The organism is Aeromonas salmonicida, from assembly GCF_028355655.1.
Lineage (GTDB): Bacteria > Pseudomonadota > Gammaproteobacteria > Enterobacterales > Aeromonadaceae > Aeromonas > Aeromonas salmonicida.
Genome location: NZ_CP110646.1, coordinates 69,801 through 88,346, shown reverse-complemented (window position 1 = coordinate 88,346; position 18,546 = coordinate 69,801). Strand labels below are relative to the sequence as shown.

Sequence of the window (18,546 nt, the reverse complement as noted above, 5' to 3'; positions counted from 1 at the left end):
TTCGATAAGCCTTTAATTAGTTCGTTCGTCACGCGACACGAATCCACGCTGTCTTATGTGCAAGCCAATCATTCTCGCCTACTGCTCGGCCTCGGGAGTAGCCCTGGCACTGCCACGTACCAGGAAGGGACGCCCCGTACATGTCATCTTCGTCACCGTCAGCAGAGCACGGCCGCAGGTAAGACCCTGGGATCCTAGACCCCGGCGCGTATGTGCCAAGACTGTCAGCCGGGTACATCTGGGCAAACACGGTTGCACCAATGGCATTCCATGCGCCAGATACAATGTCAGCATTGCCCTGGGCGGCGGTGTGGTTGTGGGAGTTGTGTGGCGGGTTGTTGGGGCTGTATACCCTCTGCCCTGCATCGTAGACGCCGCCTGTAGCCCTCACGTTTCCTGACGTATCAACCGTCATTCGGGTTGCGGTGGCCGTGCCTGCTCCGTTGGACGTTGCTATGCGGTACATCCCATCTGCGGTCAGGTAAGACAGGACCGCCGCTTTACCCGGGATGTGGAGCTCAACCAGCGCATTGGCCGGATCTTCAACCAAAAGGCGCCACGCCACGCTCCACGGACTTGATTCGGTGTTGAGCCAGTTCCTGAAAGCCTGTGGGCTCGCGCAGTAGCGCAGATAGTTATCGTTGCCATTATCGACGCGAAAGACGACCGCACCGGTCATACGCTGCTCAGTAACGAGAGCTGCACGGGGCGTCCTCATTACTATGTCGCCCTGCCCGTCACGCAGAGCGTAGGTATCGGGAGTGCCGTCGTAACTGGCGTATTTGTTGGAGAGCTTGCCGAGGCCTACATCGTCTGAAGTCGGCTTGTTCAGGGAGTTGTAGTCCCTGGCCCAAGGCGTGAACCCACCAGTGGAGTATTGGGCGCGGGTATAGATCCGGCTGGTGTTGTAAACGTGGTAACGCTGCTGGGGCCCAGCGCCGGATGTGATGGTCAGTGCGCCGGCAAGGTTCTCCGGGTAATTCAGTGCGGCCGAGGTGTTGGAGTTGGAGTGTTGGGCATATACACCGGGCGTAACGAGCGTATTGAGGTCTTGCCCGCCCAGCTGGAACGGGTTGATTATGGTCCCCATATGAACGTGAGAGCCCAGGGCTTTGGCATCCAGCGTAGCCTGTAATCCGTCAATGTTTCCGATCGTATGAGAGTGGCTGTCGTCAGCCACGGCGACGGTCAACGTCACGTTGGCCGAGCCGTCGATTGACACGGAGCCGGTAGCATCGCCCGCCAGGGTAATCGTCCTGGCCGTGGCCCACTTCGAGGCGGATACCGCATTGGCGGAAACCCCCAGGTACTTGGCCGCGAGGGAGACGCCCCCCTCAAAGATGGTATTGACGTAAGCGGTCAGGAACGGCCAAGCGCTGGTACCAAGGGCGCTTGCACCACCGGATTGATACGGAAGTAAGCCCGATCCTGGGGTGCGAACCCAGGTAGTGGCGTTACCATCAGCAGGCACCAGCCCCCAATAGCCGTTAAGTAGAGCGGCCCGCATTTGCTGGGCGTTATCCACATTCCCCAGGCCAATATCGGTCGAAGTCGGCTTGTTGCCGACGTGATAATCCTCCTCATCAGCCACTACGTCGGTGAGCGTGTAGGCGGTCGCATCGGGGACCAGCAACGGCAAGGCCGCATCGAAGGCGTGGCCCGTTACAACCACTTCCGAAGACGACGAGCTCGGTCGGTACAGCGCGTAATAAACCTCGCCACTGTAGGTCACCTCAACTATTTTTGACGCGGCGACAGTGGGGCCAGAACGACGCAGCAGGCGGACCATATTGGAGTTGTAGGCAACCCCGACGCTCACATCTACAAAGTCGGTGAAGTTTTGCGAACCGGACGAGCCCCGGGAGAACATTATCCGCCCGACAAAGCCCGTTTTATTTATCAAGGTGCCGACATACTTTTTAGCCAGCAATACTAGGCAAGCCTTGGCATCAGTATGAGATCCCAGGTGGTCAACCAGGCCGAACTGGTTATTGCCCGAGGCTCGCCAGAAGTCGCCAGTAATGCCGCCCCCCGTCGCCGGCAAGGCGCCGATCTCACCCAGTGACCAGGCGAGGTTAGCCGTGCCATCAAAGGCTTTGCCAGTACCGCCCACGGTCAGGGTGCGGCCGGTCGCCAGTTTTGTGGCGGAGACGGCGTTGCTGTTGAGCCCCAGAGCATCGGTGATCCCGTAGCCGGCCAAGGTGGTGGGCTTGCCGCTGGTGATCTTGCTCCAGTCCAGGGCGGGAATATCGGCCGCGACCAGCGCGGTACCGGCTGTCACCCGGCCTTTTGAATCCACCGTGACCTTGCCCCAGGAGCCAGCTACCACGCCGCTATCAGCCAGCGTTACCGCAAGGCCGACGTTGGCAGTGCCATCAAAAGTAGCCGTGGCCGTAGCGTCGCCGGTCAGGGCAAACGTGCGGGCGGTCGCCAGTTTTGTGGCGGAGACGGCGTTGCTGTTGAGCCCCAGAGCATCGGTGATCCCGTAGCCGGCCAAGGTGGTGGGCTTGCCGCTGGTGATCTTGCTCCAGTCCAGGGCGGGAATATCGGCCGCGACCAGCGCGGTACCGGCTGTCACCCGGCCTTTTGAATCCACCGTGACCTTGCCCCAGGAGCCAGCTACCACGCCGCTATCAGCCAGCGTTACCGCAAGGCCGACGTTGGCAGTGCCATCAAAAGTAGCCGTGGCCGTAGCGTCGCCGGTCAGGGCAAACGTGCGGGCGGTCGCCAGTTTTGTGGCGGAGACGGCGTTGCTGTTGAGCCCCAGAGCATCGGTGATCCCGTAGCCGGCCAAGGTGGTGGGCTTGCCGCTGGTGATCTTGCTCCAGTCCAGGACGGGAATATCGGCCGCGACCAGCGCGGTACCGGCCGTTACCCGGCCTTTTGAATCCACCGTGACCTTGCCCCAGGAGCCAGCTACCACACCGCTATCAGCCAGCGTTACCGCAAGGCCGACGTTGGCAGTGCCATCAAAAGTAGCCGTGGCCGTAGCGTCGCCGGTCAGGGCAAACGTGCGGGCGGTCGCCAGTTTTGTGGCCGAGACAGCGTTGGCAGTAGCAGGCAGCGCCGCAAAGGCCAGATCATAGGCCTTCTTCACCGCGCCGGCGGTGGCATAGGTGGTATCGCTGGCGTTGTTGGTTGCAGGGCTCGCCCCCCAGTTGTTGAGGTTTTCGAGCTTGAAGTCGAGCAGCAGCAGCTGCCGGGCCGAGATTTGCGCTACAGCAGCCATTTAGCACCTCCAGCCAGTGGCTGTTTTGATGAACAGAAATTCTTGGGTCACGTCCATGGAGATCGCCAGTGCATCCCCTCCCCGGGTCGCAATGGCTGCACCTCCCGCCACCACCACCTTGCAAGCTAGGGCAGCAGCAACCGCGGCGGCGGTTACGCTGACCCGGACGTGTTCGCCATCTTTGGCCGTGGCCGGCAGGGTCAGGTTGCCCGCCTTGGTGAACTGGTACGCGCCCTGGGGCGTGGCGGTAACACCTGCAGCCTCGACCACCAGCGACGCCGGCAGCATCAGCCCGCCCGGGACACCTTCAATCCCGAACGACACCCTGCGAGTGTCAGTGGTCCAGGACGGTTCCCCCTCCTGCCCCGGGAAGGTCTTTAGCTGGGCTTCCAGACCACGGCGAACCTGCACGACCATTGATCCGGTGGGAGAGTTGACGTAAAGCCCCCCGTCCACCTTGCTAAGCCCTGCCAGGGAAATGTCCATGCGGTCTACAGAGCTGATATAGCTATCGAGCATCGCAGTAGCGGCCAGGGGCACGTTGAGGGTGTAAAGGATGACGTGGCGCGGCAGGAGCTCAGCCGTCGGCACCAGCTTGAGGATTGCGGCATCGATCAGGCTGTTGGCATCCACCTGTTTGGTGACGACGCCGATCCCATAGGTCGCATCGAGGACGAGGTAGCCCGCGAAGCCTTTAGGGACGGTCAGTTCGACCGGCGCTACCTGGTGAACGTTGATACTCCAGTTGCCCACTTCAACCACGGCCACGCCGTTCTTGGTTGCGCCAATGGCAATCTTCATCGCCCCGGGCAGGCTGTACTGGTAGCCCCGGTAAATGCCAGGCGGCACGATACCGTGGAATTTCCGGTTCAGCGCGTCCGTGCCGAAGGGCTCCAGGTACTGCATATCAGCCAGCAGCGGCAAGGCGGCGAGATCTGGCCCCGAAGGGGGCAGAAGCACGATTTCAGTCATGACTACCCCTTATGCGGCGTTGGTGTCGATATAGCCCTCTACGACAAGGGAACGCTTGTCGTGGAGCCACATCGGAGTTGATACCAGCACAGCCACCAGCCCGTCCTTGTCGTCCAGGATCCCCAGGGTGGTGAACTCGAATTGCTGGCCGACCGGAATATCGCCGGCCTTGAGGGTGGCGCGGACGGTGATCCGCCCGTTGGCGTAGGTGAAAACTGGAGTGTTGGTTAAGAACACCCCTTCCACTGCTGCCAGATCGGAAGGGATCACGGCCACAGAGGGGGCCGAGTTAATGAGCGTGGTATTACCCTTCCCCCACACCACTTTGCCGAGTCGGAAGGTGTCTAGGCCAATGCTGGCCTTGGCTCGCCTGTCGTAATAACGATAGAGGAGCTTTGCATCGTAGAAAGTCACTGTCTGGGTCATGGCGGCCTCGGGGCGTGAGGCTGGAGCCGGGGGAAGGGGGGCGTCGTTATGCTATCACAGGGTTAGGTCGAGCCGGGGATTGGCCTATCCAGCGTCCAGGAGTCCAGTGGCTGCACGTCCAGGCGGGCCCGCTGGCTGTACTTGTACGGCACGGCGTTATTCGCTGGGGGCATGATCTGACTGCTTTGGCTTGTGGTGGTGATACGGTCCCGCGACTCAAGGGCGGGCGGGAACGTTTCGCCTGATTCTATCAGCAGCAGCCTAATCGCCTCATCCAGCTCGGGCAGGACGTATTGCAGATAGTATTGGGCCCCCTCGAACACGATATGCAGCGGGATCAGCGGCTCGATGAAGCGGGTCATGACCTCCTCGAAGGCGGTAGCCTGTTCGTCTACCGTCAGCGCCCCGGCAAAGCTCGACTGCAAGGCGGTGAGCGGCAGCCGGATCACGCCCCGGGAAGTCAAAAACCATTCATCGACCGGGATAGTTTCATTCTCCAGCTGGCTCTTGATGGAGAAGCGGGTGCCGTAGGGGTAGAGCGCCTGATCCTTGGGTGCGTAGAGCGGTTCCCATGACACCTTCATCCCGCCAAACTCCCGGCTAAGCGTACTCACCAGCGGGTAGTCTGTTTTCTTGAGGTGGATTTCATCGTGGCGCTGCATCAGGGCCAGCGGCCAGTCGGCCTTTTCCACCCGCTCGGACAGGATGAAGAACTGGCCCAGCTCTGCAATGCGCAGAGCCAGATCGTCACTGGTCATGGTGTAGGCGCTGGACAGGCCGCGCAGGCGGCTCATAAGGGGTTCAATCTGTTGCTCGAACACCTCTTGTACCGCTTCCGCGAACTCAGACCACATAGGGGCGGCCTGTTTGGCCGCCGTCAGTCGTTGCTTGAGCCAGTCCTGTTTCACGATTTGTACTCCAGGTTATAGGTGCTGTTGGCCGCATCCAGGAACACGTATTCATTGAGCAGCGGTGCGCGGTCCTGGTTGTTCACGGACAACTTGAACTCAATCACATTACCCAGCTCGCGCAGCACGGCCCAAATATCCTTTTCATAGATAGTCGCGTCCCCGTCTTTGCCCTTTCGGGATACCGCATCTTCACCAAAGGCGGAATCCAGTGTCTCTATCATGGCCTGGCGCACGATCTCGGCCTGCTGGCGCCCGTTCATAATGCCGTTCAGGGTAATGGTGAAGGGACTACGCAGCACCGGCACGTAGCGATAACGGCGGTTTAGTTCGTGGTTTGACTCGAACAGCGCCAGGATTTCCGTCTCCAGCTGTGCCTGGCTTTTCTTGTCTGAGTAGGCGGAGAAGAAAATCCGGTTGATATTGTCCAGGCTGTAACCGCTCTCCCGCTCCTGGGCGGTTTCCCCCCACACGTTGAGCCATACCAGATCGGCGATGTTCTGCACGATGAAATGCCGGTAATCGTTATCCCACACGATCTGCTCGTCATAGGCGGTGCTGTAGAGGGCGCCTTTGCGCACGTCCTCGGTGGATTCGCCGGCTGCGCCGCCCACAATGGAGGTGGTGGTCACAATGGAGATCCCGGCCACCAGCGCATCGTTGAGGCTGTCGAGCTCCATTTTCTGGCCTTCAATCAGGGTGGAATCCCCTTCGGTACACCACACGTTGAGGGTGATTGTTGAACCTGCTGGCGGGACCTTGCCTGACAGGCCATTACCGAACCGGACGCCGAGCTGTTCAGTGGGCTTGTAGAACTCGGTGTATACCTTGGCCTCGCCATCGGCACGGCGGAACTGGTACCGCTTGACCCACTGCTCCTTGGGGCGGCGTGGCAAGGTCACGTACACATCCACCTTGGCGGCGGATTTGGTCATTTCCTTGGTCAGCAGCAGCTCGAGCCACTTCTGTTCGGCGGTGATATTGGCTGTAAGCACCTTTTCCTCGAGCTGGGCCACGGTCAGGACCAGCGATTCACCGGGATCGAGCTGTGCGGCTTCATGTAACACGTAATGGAGCCGGTTCGGTGCGGTAAGTGGGGTGCCATAGGACAGGTTCACGGTCGAAGTGGTCTTGTTGGTAAATCGCGCCTTCCCAAGGGATGGCGAGATCATCCGGCCGACATACCCCCTATCCTCGGCCGCTGCCAGAATAGAGGCCCGCTTGGTGGCCGTGCTCATGAAAGCCTCTTGGATCAGGCGCCTGGCCAGGAAGTCACATCGCTCCACCATCTGCCCCACAAAGGTGGCGATCCCGGTGCTGAACTGGCTGCCCATAAGGCGGGACCACCAGCTTTTTTTAGCCAGCGCCTCCTCAAAGGCATCCTCAAACTCTTGATAACTCATGTCGCCCCCTTAGAGCTTGTAAACAGCGTCGATATAGCCTTCTTGGGTCAAAATCCGCACCCGGTATTTATCAATTTCAGTGGCGGACGGTTCGCAGAATATCCCCGTCACCTGGATACTCGGCAGGTCAGCCTGCATCCCTATGAGAATGGAGTTTTCCAGCGCGACGGCCGTATCGTCGGTGGGCGGTTCGTGCTTGAACAAGGCCAGCTCGTTACCCCAGCTGGGGCGGCCGTAGACGTGCCCCTTGGGTGTATCCAGCCACTCCGTCACGTTGTTGGCCTGCGCTTCATCGCTTTCTAAGGTGATGACGCCCGATTCATCGAGCTCCATCAGGTATTGCACTTCAAACGCCATCCCTTACCCCTTATCGCTGTTCGGCCAGCGGACGTAATCATGGTCACCCACCCCGCGAGACTTCCCATGGAAGTTATTCGTGGTGTTGTTGGTGGTGTTGTTGTTCTGGGTCGGCGTTTGGCCCGCCCCGGGTTTCATGCCGTTGAGGGTCTTGTCCAGCTTTGCCATGACTTCGGTCATGCGCGGGTCCATCTTGGCGGTCAGCTCACCATCGGCAGGGTTAGCCATGGCGGCCTTGGCCTGTTCCCGCTGAATGTCGAGCACCCCGGAAAACCCTTGCTTGATGGGGGCCGACTCAGCCTTGACCGGTGCGGCCGTCTTGGTCTGGTCTTTGAGCAGGTAGGACGGGGTATTCCTGGCCTCCTTCACGGCGCCGTCCAGTGCCTTCTCCATTGGCAGGGCCTTGGCGCCCCGCTCGCTGGCGATCGTCTGGGCCATGAACTGCTTGTCATACTTCGCCATGATCATGTTGGCGAACTCATCTGCGCTCATATTGAGATTGCCGCCGTTCTGCAGCACGGCTTGGGTTGCATTCTTCTGTCCGCCCTTGGACAGTGCCTCTACTGCGCTCAGGTTCGGGTTCTTCATCAGCGCGGTACCGCCACCCATGCCCTGCTGGTGCATCAGGTAGAGCTCGCGGCCCTCTGCTGGGCGGCCCATGGTCTTGTTGAAGTAGCGGGCGTTATCGACGGCCAGCTTGGCGGTCGCTGACGCTGACTGTTGCACGTCATAGGGGTCTGTCACGCCCATGGCCGAGGCGGTGCCTGGCATAAGCTGGAACATGCCCTTGGCGCCTGACTTGTTGTAAGCAAGCGGGTTCCCGTTACTCTCCACGCCCCCTACCGCATTCATGAAGCCAGCCGGCAGGCTATTTGCCTGCTCCAGGGCGCTGAAATCGTACTGTTTGCCCGCTCTCGTCACTTCGGCCTCCGTAATGCCCTGTCTGGCGCTGGCTGTCTCATACCGCGCCGTGCTGTTGTTGATAATCACCCGGTCCTCGCCGCCCTTCTTGTCGGCGCCCAGGACGGGACCAAAGAAGTCGAACAGGGATTCGGCCAGATCGCCGGTATCAAAGGTCAGCGCATCTTTCGCGCCATCAAAGCCCAGATCCTCGGCTATGCCACCCAGCAGGCTTGCGGTACCCGATACCACCCCGCCCAGGTTCGCAGCCCGGGCGACGGTGGCGGCGACGTTCTGGCCCATGGTGGCTGACTCGCCATCCTTCACGCCCATGGCGGCCAGGGCGCTATCGTTGCTGAAAGCGTCATGAATCCCCTTCGCCATGCTGTCGGAGTCGAACGTCAGCGACTCCTGCAGGTTGTTCATGCCCAGTGCGCCGGCACCATCGGCCAGCAGGCTACCCAGCCCAGAGGTGAGGCCGCCCAGATCGAGCACCTTACTGGCCCCCATGGCGGCCTTCTGCCCAAGGGTCGGGTCCTTGGCTTGGTCCAGCCCGAACACGCGGCGCTGCCCCTCCTCGTCGGTAAAGCCGGTGTAAGCGTCATAGGCCGCCATGGCCGCCCCGATCAGGGGGACGGCCCGACCACCCATAGCCATTGCACCCCGGCCAGCGGTGGCGAGTGCGCCAGGCGCAGCGGAAATCGCCCCACCAGCCATGCCGCCCATACTGGCAACTGATGCCAGGGGAGCGCCTACCATGGGGATCTTGGCGGCCATACGGGCAATGCGGCCGGTCTTGCCGGCAGCTGCAGCGGCGCGGCCACCAGCGGCACCAGCACGGCCACCAGCGGCACCAGGTACAGACACCCTTTCGCCTATGTTGGGCATCCGGCCAGTTCGCCCCGGGGTACGACGGGATCGGGGGCTATCGGCCAGGTCGCCCACGTCACGCAAGGGGTTGGTTCGCCCTGCCCGGGAACTCGCCCCGGACGCAGCACGACGGCCACCACGTCCACCCCGGCGCCCCTTACCTTTGCGCCGGCCGCCCAGCTTGTCGCCCAGGGAGTCAGCGGCCATATCCAGCAGGCCACGGGATTGAGGCTTGGACGCATCGATCAGGGCATCCAGACGCTCGACCACTTCGTTATGCTGCTCCTCGCCCTGGGCCTGGACTTTCTGCCGCTCGGCGGCCTGCTTGGCCTCCAGAGACTCCTGTTTGAACTCGGCCCCACTGGCGCCGGTTGTCGGCTTGTCGCTCTTGGTGAAGGGCGATTTGATCGTGCTCCAGACCTTGAGCATTTTGTCTTTGGCGTAGCCCTTGGCGTCCTTGGCGCTGGCTATCTCCCGCTCGGCCATGGCATCGCGCATATCGTCGGCCATGCCCTTGACCTCTTTGGCGGCCAGCCAGAAGGTGTTACCAACGGCCACGCCGGCGCTGTCGGCCGTTTCGCCCCCTGGCAGATCCTTGCCGTCCTTGCCGCCCAGCAGACCCAGCGCCCGGGCCAGCAGAGACGGATTGCCTGCCTTTTCGCTCTCCTCGTCGGCGTCTTTGCTGCGCGAACGGCTAAAGCGGCGCGTCTCCACCTTGTTGGCGAACGTGCCATCTGGACGGCGTACCTTGCCGTCATCCCCCAGATAGAAGCCCTTTGCCTTATCCGGTTCAGCCGGGGTGGACGGTGCCACTAGCTGGGAAGGTGGCGCCGGCTGATCGGCCAACTGTCCTTCGGTGGCATTTGCTCGGCTGGCAGGAGCACGGGCCCGGGGCGCATCCGGCTGGTGGCCTTCGGCGCTATCCCCCAGATCGGCCCCCCTCGCGCTATTCGGGACGGCCGGAGTGGACGACACCACCGGCTGGGATGATGGAGCCGGCTGATCGGCCGGTTGCGCTTCGGTGGCATTCGTTCGACGGCCAGGGGGCCGGGTTGCGCCTGGCTGCTGTCCCTCGCCGGCATCCCTTGGGGCGATCGCACTGACCGTGCCCGGGGCGGAAGTTGTCGCCAGCGCGACCTCCTGAATTGACGGAGGGGACACATCAGCGGGCTGGACACTCTCGCTTGCCACCACAACCGGCAGCTCCTCGCCGAGGGTGATCGTGCGTCTTTCTCGCGCCTCGCTGGCGGTACTGGTAGTCGGTTCTGAGGCAATGACCCGATTTATGGGGGTATCTGCCTCCTTCTGGCTAGGCTCCTTATTTCCCTTTTCGGGGCCTGTTTTAACCTGTTTTACCTCAATTTCCCTTTTTTGGTCCGAAAGGGATAAAGCGGGCCTTTTGCTGTTGGTTAAATTCGGGCCTGAATTATTTTTTTCGGCCCCTAAAAGGTCCGTATTTACCCTATTTTCCCTTTTTGGGTCTTCTGGGTCGGCGCCGCTATTCCCTGAATTTCCCCTATTGGGTTTTTTTGGGCCTGATTCGCCCAGGTCAGCCCTTCGCCCCAGGCGGTTGAAAATACCGACTAGGACGCGCTGCTGCGCCTCCCCCTGGCGCTCTATCGTTTCGGTGAGGTGGGCCAGTTCATCAATGATCTGACCCTGCTTCTCCTCCTCTAGGGACTGCACCATTTCGGCTTGGGTGGGCGCTTTCCCATCCTGAGTTTGGTCACGCATAGCGGCCTCTCTGCTTCGGTTTGAATCGCTCCACCAGCCCCTCGTTAATGGCTTCCGCCAGTCGGGCGCTGGAGTGCATCACGCTATCTATGGGCTGGCCGCCAAACACCGTCAGGTTCTTGATGATCGTCATCCAGCCGAGCACGTTAAAATGCTGGTATGAACTGGACAGGCCGAAATCGCAGCAGCAGGACGGTTGCCGGGACCGGCTCGCCTGCTGCCTCCTTATCGCCTTCTGGGGCGGTGTAGTTCTCACAGGGAAGCGCCGGCGATACCAGGTCTACCCTGCCATCACGGATTTCAACGGCCAGGCCATGGCGCAGCTCAGCGGCCGCCAGCAGGCACTGGGCCGCCAGCGGCTGAAACTCACTCTCTCGATCCATGCAGGTGACCAGTTCGCGCTTCTTCTCCAGCGCCTCCTCCCAGGGCAGGTCGGCCCATTCCAGCAGCGTGAACGAGTGCAGCACCTCGGCGACCTTGAGCTCTGCAGACAGGCGCTTTTGTTTTGCCGGCTCGCTGTTCTCCCGGGCCATGCGCAGGCTTTCCAGGTGAACCATGGCGCGACCGTCCATGGGGTGGAAATGGGCGAGCTTGAACTCGCCATTTACCCGGACCTCCCCCTCAATGAACGCAGGGCCATCGAGCATGACGACGGCATCATCGAGATCCACCAGGTCAATATCGACGTGGTGCGTCTCGCCGCAGTGCTGGCACTCGTAGGAATACGCCAGAGTGGTATCGGCCGAACTGGACACGAAGATCCACCACAGCGCCGTGCGGCGGTCCTGTGCGGTCCAAAGCGCGGCGTCGTCCTTGGGGCCCTCCTGCAGTTGGTTCAGATAGTCGGTGGTGGATTGCTCCTCCAGCTCGGGGCGCAGGTCGCAGAAGTCCAGGCAATCGGCCACAGTGGGCGCCCGGAAATGGACCTTCTTGGCTGGGTTGCTGGGGCGCGGGAACGGCTGAATAGAAATCATGGGGGCCTCTAGGCTTTGTACTTCTGGAAGGTCATGGGAAAGCTGACGAACTCGGACACGGCCGAGCGGTCACGGGTGATCTCGCCGTATTCGGCGGCGCTGACGGTCCACTCCTTATCCAGCACCTCGCTATCGTTCTCCTTGAGCCGGTAGAGGCGCATTTTGAACAGGTAATCGACCGGGAGGTTTACCGTGCCGTCCGGATTCACCACCAGCTTGGCTTTCCCCTCAAAGAAGGTGGCCACGCGGCCATCTTCGTGATCGCGCACGGTCAGGGTTACGAGGCTTGCGCTCTTGTTTACTGGGGCGTTGAGGGTTTGGCTGCCAATCTGCTTGGCTTCGTACTCAATGGTTAAGCCGCCATAGGTGATCTCCTTGACGTAAATATCCATGTCCGACGGCTGCCCATCGATCTCGACCCGGAATTGCCATCCCTGCTGGAAGGGCGTTTGAACCAGCTGCTTTACCAAGCGGCGCTGGCGCTCTAATAGTCCCACTGCGCCCCCTCAGTAAGGTTGAATGGTGATCATGGGCAGAATGGCCCGCTGGGACTTCATCGCTTCGCGCAGGGATACCAGCTGGGCCTCTCGGTCAGCTGGTGTCGGCAAGCGGGATGTATCGAGCTTGCCGGCTTCCTGAATGCGGGCGGTGCGCTCGTCGTTCGGGATGGCAATCAGCACCTCCAGGTAGTCCTGGATCATCCCCACGGCGGTATGGGGGATTTGGTAGGTTTTCAGGTCGATGTTGCGCAGGTTAACCAGGTACGTGAAGCGAACCGGTGGGATAGCGCGGGGATCCGGCGTCAGGATTTCCTTGCCGTCCTCGTCAGTGAAGGTTTCGACGGGGGCGTAATTGCCCTCGGCATCGCTCCCCACAATGGGCGCCAGATAGTCGGGAGGTGCTGAATAGTCTTTGATTTCTGGCAGCCTGACCGTCTTGGTCACGCCGGCCAGGTCCTGATATTGGCCCATAGCGTCAATGAGCAGTTGGTGTTGTTGAGGTTCACCCACCAGCAGCATTGAAAAACGTTTCTGGACGGCGGCCAGCAGCTCGATAGCTGTCATGACGTACCCCTTGTGTGTGCGTAATGTTGTGCTGGGTGGTCACTTAAAACCCCGCCTCGCGACGGGGTTAGGTTGTTATTCCCAGTCAGACCAGTTGTAAATGACGGTGATCGAGGGCTTAACAATGCTCTGCACGTCCTCAGTGCTGAACTCGATCACATCGGAGCGCAACTTGCAGTGCTCCATGCGGCAAGTCATGCCCTTTGCCGGGGTGCCGCCCAGGGATTCCGGGGTCGGCTTCATGGTCAGGTTCACGTACTTCTTGCCACGGATCATGTCCTGCAGCGCACGAACGACCGGGCCCTTGATGGTTTCCACGCAGTTGATAGTGATCTCGCCCTTGTTCTCGAGCGGACCGTGCTGGGTGAAGCCCAGACCCATCGGGCCAAAGTCCTCTACGTCAGCGCGACCCATGGCGGGCAGCTGGGCAGAGCGGATCAGCACGGTGAGATCGGGATAACCGTCGATTGCCAGCTCAAACTCGGCGCCCAGCAGCTTCTCGCCGGCGTCTAAGTTCTGGCGGAACTTGTTTTTCAGCAGGCCCATATTGGCCTTGGTATTGGTATGTCCAGGCATGTCTAGTCCTTATGGGTACATGGAGTTGATTTGAGAGGCGTTGACCATGCGATCCGGGGTGACTGTCAGGCTGACGGTATTGCGCGTCATGTAGCCTTCGCGTGTCCGGGGCGCGTCCAGTTCGCTGGTAACTTCGGTGAGCAAGGCGTTGGTTATCTTGAAGCGTCTGCCCACGTCGATTACCACCAGCTGGGGAGTGCGGCCGCCCGGGGTGTATTCATTCAGCTCAGGGGAAGCCATGCGCTCCAGCGCCTTTATCGCGTCGTGAACCTCTGTTTTCGCGTTTGCATAGGCTTGGAAGTAAACGGGGAGCGTCAGGGTGGGCGCGGTAGTGCCCTCCCACACCATGACGGAGTTATGCTGTGTGACCGTTGTCAGCTTGCCGGCGTCCTCGCCGGACTGCATAGACTGGCCCAAGCCGGCGACGCGGTTAGCGCCACCAGCATTGCCCAGGGTGTCGCTCTCAAACGGGCTGGTCCAGTTCGAGGTGAGGGTCTTACTGGCCCCCTCGCCGATATAGCCAACGACCGTTGTCCCGCCCTGGGTGATATAGACCTTGAGGTGGCTGCTGATACCATCCTTTGAGCTGACACCGACTATAGGCATAACCCCTCCCCCCTGTTACTTACAGCCCGCGAGACTTGCGGATCCGCATCGACTTGCGACGAGCGGTACGAGAGGCAGCAGTGTTGGCCTTGGCGCGAGCCTTTTTGAGGGCGGCGCGTTGGGCGGCAGACAGGCGCTTTTTGCGCAGGGGGCGACGGATCAGCTTGAGCTTGCCGTCACGAACCACCTTCACTACGGCATCCATCATCATTGACTCGCGCACAGCGAAAGCGGAGATAGTGTCGTCGGCGTCAACGTCGCCCAGGGCATCGCCGGCAGCCACGAAGGCCTTGGCGGCCGCGCTGTCGTCACCGCCCATGGCATCGATCGCCACTTGGGTGGGGACACCAAGGGTAGCCAGCGCCTCTGCCATCAGGGTCAGGGCCTGCTCATATGCGCCCTGCTCCTCGTCGCCAGTCACCTCGCCGTCTTCGTCCACGTCGGCCAGCGCCTGGGCGTAAATGTCCAGACCCTCGGCGGAGTCGTCGCCATCGGCTACCCACTCGATCACCATTGCCATGGCGTCAGCGCGGGCGGCCTGAACCGCCGCGCCGGCGACGGCATCAAGCATTTGCTGGTCGGTGACGGAATCAAAGAATGCTTTTTCGGTCATGCTGGCCGGATCGGCGGCTTTTACCCCGTCGAACATGGCTACAGCTGCGCCGAACTCGCTACCGGCAGCGGCGCCGGCAAAACCTTGTGCATTACGCATATCAATCGCTCCAATTAGCGGATAAGAGAGGGTGAGCCGAGGATCCGGCGAGAGGTGCCAGTGACGCAGCAGGCGTACAGCACTTCCCAGGCATCGAGCTCGCGTTGAACAACGGTCAGCTTGTAAGGCTCGTCGCCGTCTTCATCGGGATTACGCGGAGGGCGCAGGGCCTCAGAGGACACATAGCCATCCAGGATCTCCTTGCCGCCACGGGTAAGGCCGTCGAGCGTCAGTCCATCCGGGGAGTGCTTGAGCTGGTTCGCCAGCTGGTTAATCTGACGGCCGATCGCATTCATGACAGAGGAAACGTGCTGGAAGCGCAGGTAATCCTCGGTAGTGCGGCAGGTGATGGCATCGTCAATCATCAGTTTGCCGGTAGTGGACAGGCCAACCTTGTTGATACGGGCCTTGTACATGGCCTTCTCGTCCGCCTCGCCGGCGCCTGGCAGCAGCTGCATTTCACGACGGTCAATGATCCCGCGCTCCTCGCCAGCGGGTGAGTAGTGCCAGCCGCCGACGGTGCCGGTAGCCTTCGCCACGCCGCTTGCCTTGGCCTGGAATGCCACACCAGAGAGTCCCCAGATGGCACGTCCGCCGCTGTACGGGTCCTTGGCGGAGTACGGCAGGTGGTACAAGGCCATGTGTTCGTTGTTGACGTTCAAGGCGTTGGCCGCAACCAGTGCTTGCGGGTAGGTTTTTGTCGGTTGCAGGTCGATGAACGCATCGACACGGCGATCCCGGGCAATCTCTCCCAGGGCAACCATGATGTCACTGTCATAGCAGCCAAGGCCCAGAACGGCGGTATAGCCCACCAGCGCGTTGCGCAGGATGGAAAGGGCTTTCTGGTATTGAGCCGGAGAAATGTTCTTCTGGTCGCCCAGGGTGCCGCCTGCCAGGGTGGTCTTGGCAAAGCCGGTGAAGCCGGTACGGCTAATACCCAAGTCGCACTCGCCCTCCAGCACGGAGCTGGTGGACTGCAGACGATCTAGGATGAAGATCGATTCACCCATATCATCGGTGGCTTCGGTATCGAAGGAGACTTCCATTTCCTCGATGACATATTCCACGTTGAACTTGTCGGTCCCGGAGATAGTCAGGGTGAACACGTCAGGCTTGGTGGGGTGTTTGACCAGGGCAATGTGGCGGCTGCTCACGTCGCCGTCCTTCACGGCCAGGGCCAGCAGCACATCGCCGGCAGTGGTCAGCTCAGCACCAAACGCCAGCGCACCAGGCATCACCTCAAACGTTGCGGGAGCCTCGCCGTTGACTACTCGGTGGACGTAAAGCACGGGGCGGCGGGCCTCCTCGGACACGACACGCACCACATAGCCTTCACCGCCTTTCACGGCGTCGCCGACGTGGCGCAGCGGCTCAGCCACCACCAGCCCCATGGAGGGGTGATAGGGCTTGCCCAGCTTGGATTGCCAGTTGGGCTTGGTGACACGGATCAGCTCAAACGGATTGCCGATTTCGGAGATCACCACACCGGCAAACACCGACTCACTGCCGGTCCCACCAGCTGACAGAGTGGCGGAAGCATTGACAGCCTGAATGGCTACCTGCGCGACCTGGCTCAGGGTAAACGGGATAACTCCAGACATTCGCACTTACTCCTATTTCTGGCTGGTGGTAGTGGCGACGGCCTTCTTCTTGGCCTCGCCCTTGGCTTTGGCGGTTTCGGCCTTGGCGGCTGCCTCGGCTTTCGCTGCTGCTTCTGCCTCGGCGGCTGCCAGCTCAGCAGCGGCCAGCTCGGCAGTGGCCAGCTCGGCGGCCTCGTCCTTGGGCTGCTCGTCACCCACCAGCACAATTGCCTGGGGAATGATTGTGTTCACGGCTCGGGTGAAGTAGGCGATCAGTGCTTCGGGAACCTCAAACACTTGCGGGCCGGCATTCTTGGACACAGGCGCAAGGTCGATACCTTTGTGGTTGTTGTGTCCAATGAAACCGTGGCGGCCGGTCGGATTGATTACGGTGAATTTCATACGAACTCCCTCAAGGAGGGGGCGGCCGGAGCCGCACCCCTACCGGAATTTAGGCGGCCGGGATCATGCTCAGGCGAGCGAAGAACTTGCTGCCGTTCTTCGGGTGAATGTCGCAGTAGGACAGTTCCCAGATGGTGTTGCGGTCTTTGAGGGCCGCGTTGACGTTGTGGTTGTAGATGGTGGCCGGGACGGCATCACCCACGACCAAACCGGCTTCGGCATGGCCTTCACCACGGGCGTAGCACAGGCAATCGAAGGTGCCGAGCTTGGTAGCTGCCACACCTTTGATGACTTCGATTTCCACCGGCACTTCGTAGATCTTGAACTGGCCGAACAGCTTGCCCACGTAGTGAACGCGGGGCACCTGGCGGTAGCCATCAACGATCTGGAAGTGCGGCGCACCCAGGGACTTGATGACTGCGCAGGCTTGCGGGCCGCAGAACATGCCGACCAGACCAGAAACCTCAGTCCGTACCTGCATGTCCTGGGAGATCAGCAGCAACAGCTTGTGCAGAGTCTCGTAGTGCTCTTTGAAATACTGGCCTTCATCCACTTTCAGATTGAAGGTGTAGGTCTTGCTCATCGCCAGGATCATCTTGCGCAGGTTGCGCACGTCTTTCTCGTAGGCGATGTAGTTGCGCAGCTCAGACATTTGCATGGAGCGAGTGTCGATACCGAACTCTCGATTCATGGTCCAGTAGGCCTGGACGGTGTGCTCAGCCGCCAGAGCGGATTCGTGCGGACGCAGCTTGAAGGGCTGCATTTCGTTGGCGATGACCGGGATCAGCTCAGGCGCTTTCTCGATGTCAACGTCATACTCCAGCAGCATCAGCTGGCCGGTTTTGAGCGCAACGGCGGTGGTCAGTTCGACCTTGCCGGTGGCGGCGGTCACGGTGCCGTTGATCACGACTTCCACGCCATCAATGTGGGTGGTGCCGTACAGCTTGCCTACCTGGCCTTCAACTTCGGTCGCCACGACGGCGCCATCCAGCCACAGCTTGGCAGAGGACTTTTTGAAGGGAACCACGACGCCGAAACCAGAGGTTGCGGAGTCATAGACGAACGCCTTTTTGGTGCCGTCAGGCTGGTTGTCAGCAGCGAAGGCGTAAATCTGGTTCAGGCTGGAATACTGGCCGAAAGCAGAGTTGCCCAGCACGTCGCCTTGCTGGTAGTCACCGAACTTGGAGCCGGCGACGCGGCGAACGTCGAAGATCTCTACTTCGTTGGCCTGGGCCGGGATGTAGGTCACGGCGTCGGAAGTGGCGCACATAAGCAGAGTCGGGAGGATCAGGGCAGCCTGTTTGGCGCGAACTTCCACACCCTCAGATGTGGACAGAGAGGAGCGGACGGAATCAAGCATTTTGATACCGCGAGCATCTTCCATATCGACGGTGATGTTAGCCAGCGCCTGGGCGGCAGAGGCCAGCATTGCCTTGGACGGCATGGCGTCGTAGGCATCGAAATAACAGTTGATCGCAGTGGCCCACGCAGTCGCCACCATGGGGGCTTGTTCACCCAGGGCGTCAAACATCGGGCTCTTGCCGGCCGCTTCGGCGATGGCGCTAAGACGGGCGCCGGAGTCGGCAATCATTTGGCCGCCGGCCAGTTGCGGGTGGATACAGACTTGTGCAACCGCGCCGCTCAGGTTTTCAATAAGCGCGGCACGGGCTTCAACGGCTTGCATGTTAGACATGTGAGGCATTCCCCTGGTAATGGTCGATAGAAAACGGGCGGCTGTAGGCCGCTTGATGTTTTCTTGGCTGGGCAACCAAGGGAAAGGGGGTCTAAATATCGGGTTAGGATGTTCAAGACGAGCAGATCATAACGGATTTT

At 60.7% G+C, this 18,546-nt stretch carries 17 protein-coding genes; all 17 read right to left on the bottom strand.

Annotated features, from left to right (window positions below; genetic code table 11):
• Positions 1 to 28: 28 nt before the first annotated feature.
• The gene (locus ONZ54_RS23195) at positions 29 to 3,229 is read right to left on the bottom strand and encodes a hypothetical protein (RefSeq protein WP_271788372.1); all 3,201 of its coding nucleotides are present in this window, start codon (positions 3,227 to 3,229) and stop codon (positions 29 to 31) included.
• Positions 3,230 to 4,201, bottom strand: a complete 972-nt coding sequence (locus ONZ54_RS23190) for a hyaluronate lyase N-terminal domain-containing protein (RefSeq protein WP_271788371.1) — start codon at positions 4,199 to 4,201, stop codon at positions 3,230 to 3,232. It lies immediately after the preceding gene.
• Positions 4,202 to 4,210: 9 nt separating this feature from the next.
• Positions 4,211 to 4,627: a hypothetical protein gene (locus tag ONZ54_RS23185; protein WP_271788370.1), complete on the bottom strand. Its 417-nt coding sequence runs from the start codon at positions 4,625 to 4,627 to the stop codon at positions 4,211 to 4,213.
• A 62-nt stretch (positions 4,628 to 4,689) separates the two neighbouring features.
• Positions 4,690 to 5,535 carry a hypothetical protein gene (locus tag ONZ54_RS23180; RefSeq protein ID WP_271788369.1) on the bottom strand — a complete coding sequence of 282 codons (846 nt, stop codon included), beginning with the start codon at positions 5,533 to 5,535 and terminating at the stop codon, positions 4,690 to 4,692.
• Positions 5,532 to 6,938, bottom strand: a complete 1,407-nt coding sequence (locus tag ONZ54_RS23175; RefSeq protein WP_271788368.1) for a bleomycin hydrolase — start codon at positions 6,936 to 6,938, stop codon at positions 5,532 to 5,534. Before ONZ54_RS23175 ends, ONZ54_RS23180 begins: the two co-directional genes overlap by 4 nt.
• 9 nt (positions 6,939 to 6,947) lie before the next feature.
• Positions 6,948 to 7,295, bottom strand: coding sequence for a hypothetical protein (locus ONZ54_RS23170; RefSeq protein WP_271788367.1), 348 nt, complete (start codon positions 7,293 to 7,295; stop codon positions 6,948 to 6,950).
• A gap of 3 nt (positions 7,296 to 7,298) precedes the next feature.
• Positions 7,299 to 10,256: a transglycosylase SLT domain-containing protein gene (locus tag ONZ54_RS23165; protein WP_271788366.1), complete on the bottom strand. Its 2,958-nt coding sequence runs from the start codon at positions 10,254 to 10,256 to the stop codon at positions 7,299 to 7,301.
• Between the two features lie 535 nt (positions 10,257 to 10,791).
• Entirely contained in the window at positions 10,792 to 10,932 is a 141-nt protein-coding gene (locus ONZ54_RS23160) for a hypothetical protein (protein WP_271788365.1), read from the bottom strand.
• Between the two features lie 13 nt (positions 10,933 to 10,945).
• Entirely contained in the window at positions 10,946 to 11,773 is an 828-nt protein-coding gene (locus tag ONZ54_RS23155; protein WP_271788364.1) for a hypothetical protein, read from the bottom strand.
• Between the two features lie 8 nt (positions 11,774 to 11,781).
• Positions 11,782 to 12,270, bottom strand: coding sequence for a hypothetical protein (locus ONZ54_RS23150; RefSeq protein ID WP_271788363.1), 489 nt, complete (start codon positions 12,268 to 12,270; stop codon positions 11,782 to 11,784).
• A 9-nt stretch (positions 12,271 to 12,279) separates the two neighbouring features.
• Positions 12,280 to 12,837, bottom strand: a complete 558-nt coding sequence (locus ONZ54_RS23145) for a hypothetical protein (RefSeq protein WP_271788362.1) — start codon at positions 12,835 to 12,837, stop codon at positions 12,280 to 12,282.
• Between the two features lie 75 nt (positions 12,838 to 12,912).
• On the bottom strand, positions 12,913 to 13,413 hold the full coding sequence (locus ONZ54_RS23140) for a baseplate protein (protein ID WP_271788361.1): 501 nt from the start codon (positions 13,411 to 13,413) through the stop codon (positions 12,913 to 12,915).
• A 9-nt stretch (positions 13,414 to 13,422) separates the two neighbouring features.
• The gene (locus tag ONZ54_RS23135; RefSeq protein ID WP_271788360.1) at positions 13,423 to 14,019 is read right to left on the bottom strand and encodes a hypothetical protein; all 597 of its coding nucleotides are present in this window, start codon (positions 14,017 to 14,019) and stop codon (positions 13,423 to 13,425) included.
• A gap of 19 nt (positions 14,020 to 14,038) precedes the next feature.
• On the bottom strand, positions 14,039 to 14,731 hold the full coding sequence (locus ONZ54_RS23130) for a hypothetical protein (protein WP_271788359.1): 693 nt from the start codon (positions 14,729 to 14,731) through the stop codon (positions 14,039 to 14,041).
• 14 nt (positions 14,732 to 14,745) lie between these two features.
• Complete coding sequence (locus ONZ54_RS23125) at positions 14,746 to 16,332, bottom strand: hypothetical protein (RefSeq protein ID WP_271788358.1); 1,587 nt, start codon at positions 16,330 to 16,332, stop codon at positions 14,746 to 14,748.
• Between the two features lie 12 nt (positions 16,333 to 16,344).
• Positions 16,345 to 16,713, bottom strand: coding sequence for a hypothetical protein (locus tag ONZ54_RS23120; protein ID WP_271788357.1), 369 nt, complete (start codon positions 16,711 to 16,713; stop codon positions 16,345 to 16,347).
• A gap of 49 nt (positions 16,714 to 16,762) precedes the next feature.
• Positions 16,763 to 18,406: a hypothetical protein gene (locus tag ONZ54_RS23115; RefSeq protein WP_271788356.1), complete on the bottom strand. Its 1,644-nt coding sequence runs from the start codon at positions 18,404 to 18,406 to the stop codon at positions 16,763 to 16,765.
• Positions 18,407 to 18,546 lie beyond the last annotated feature (140 nt).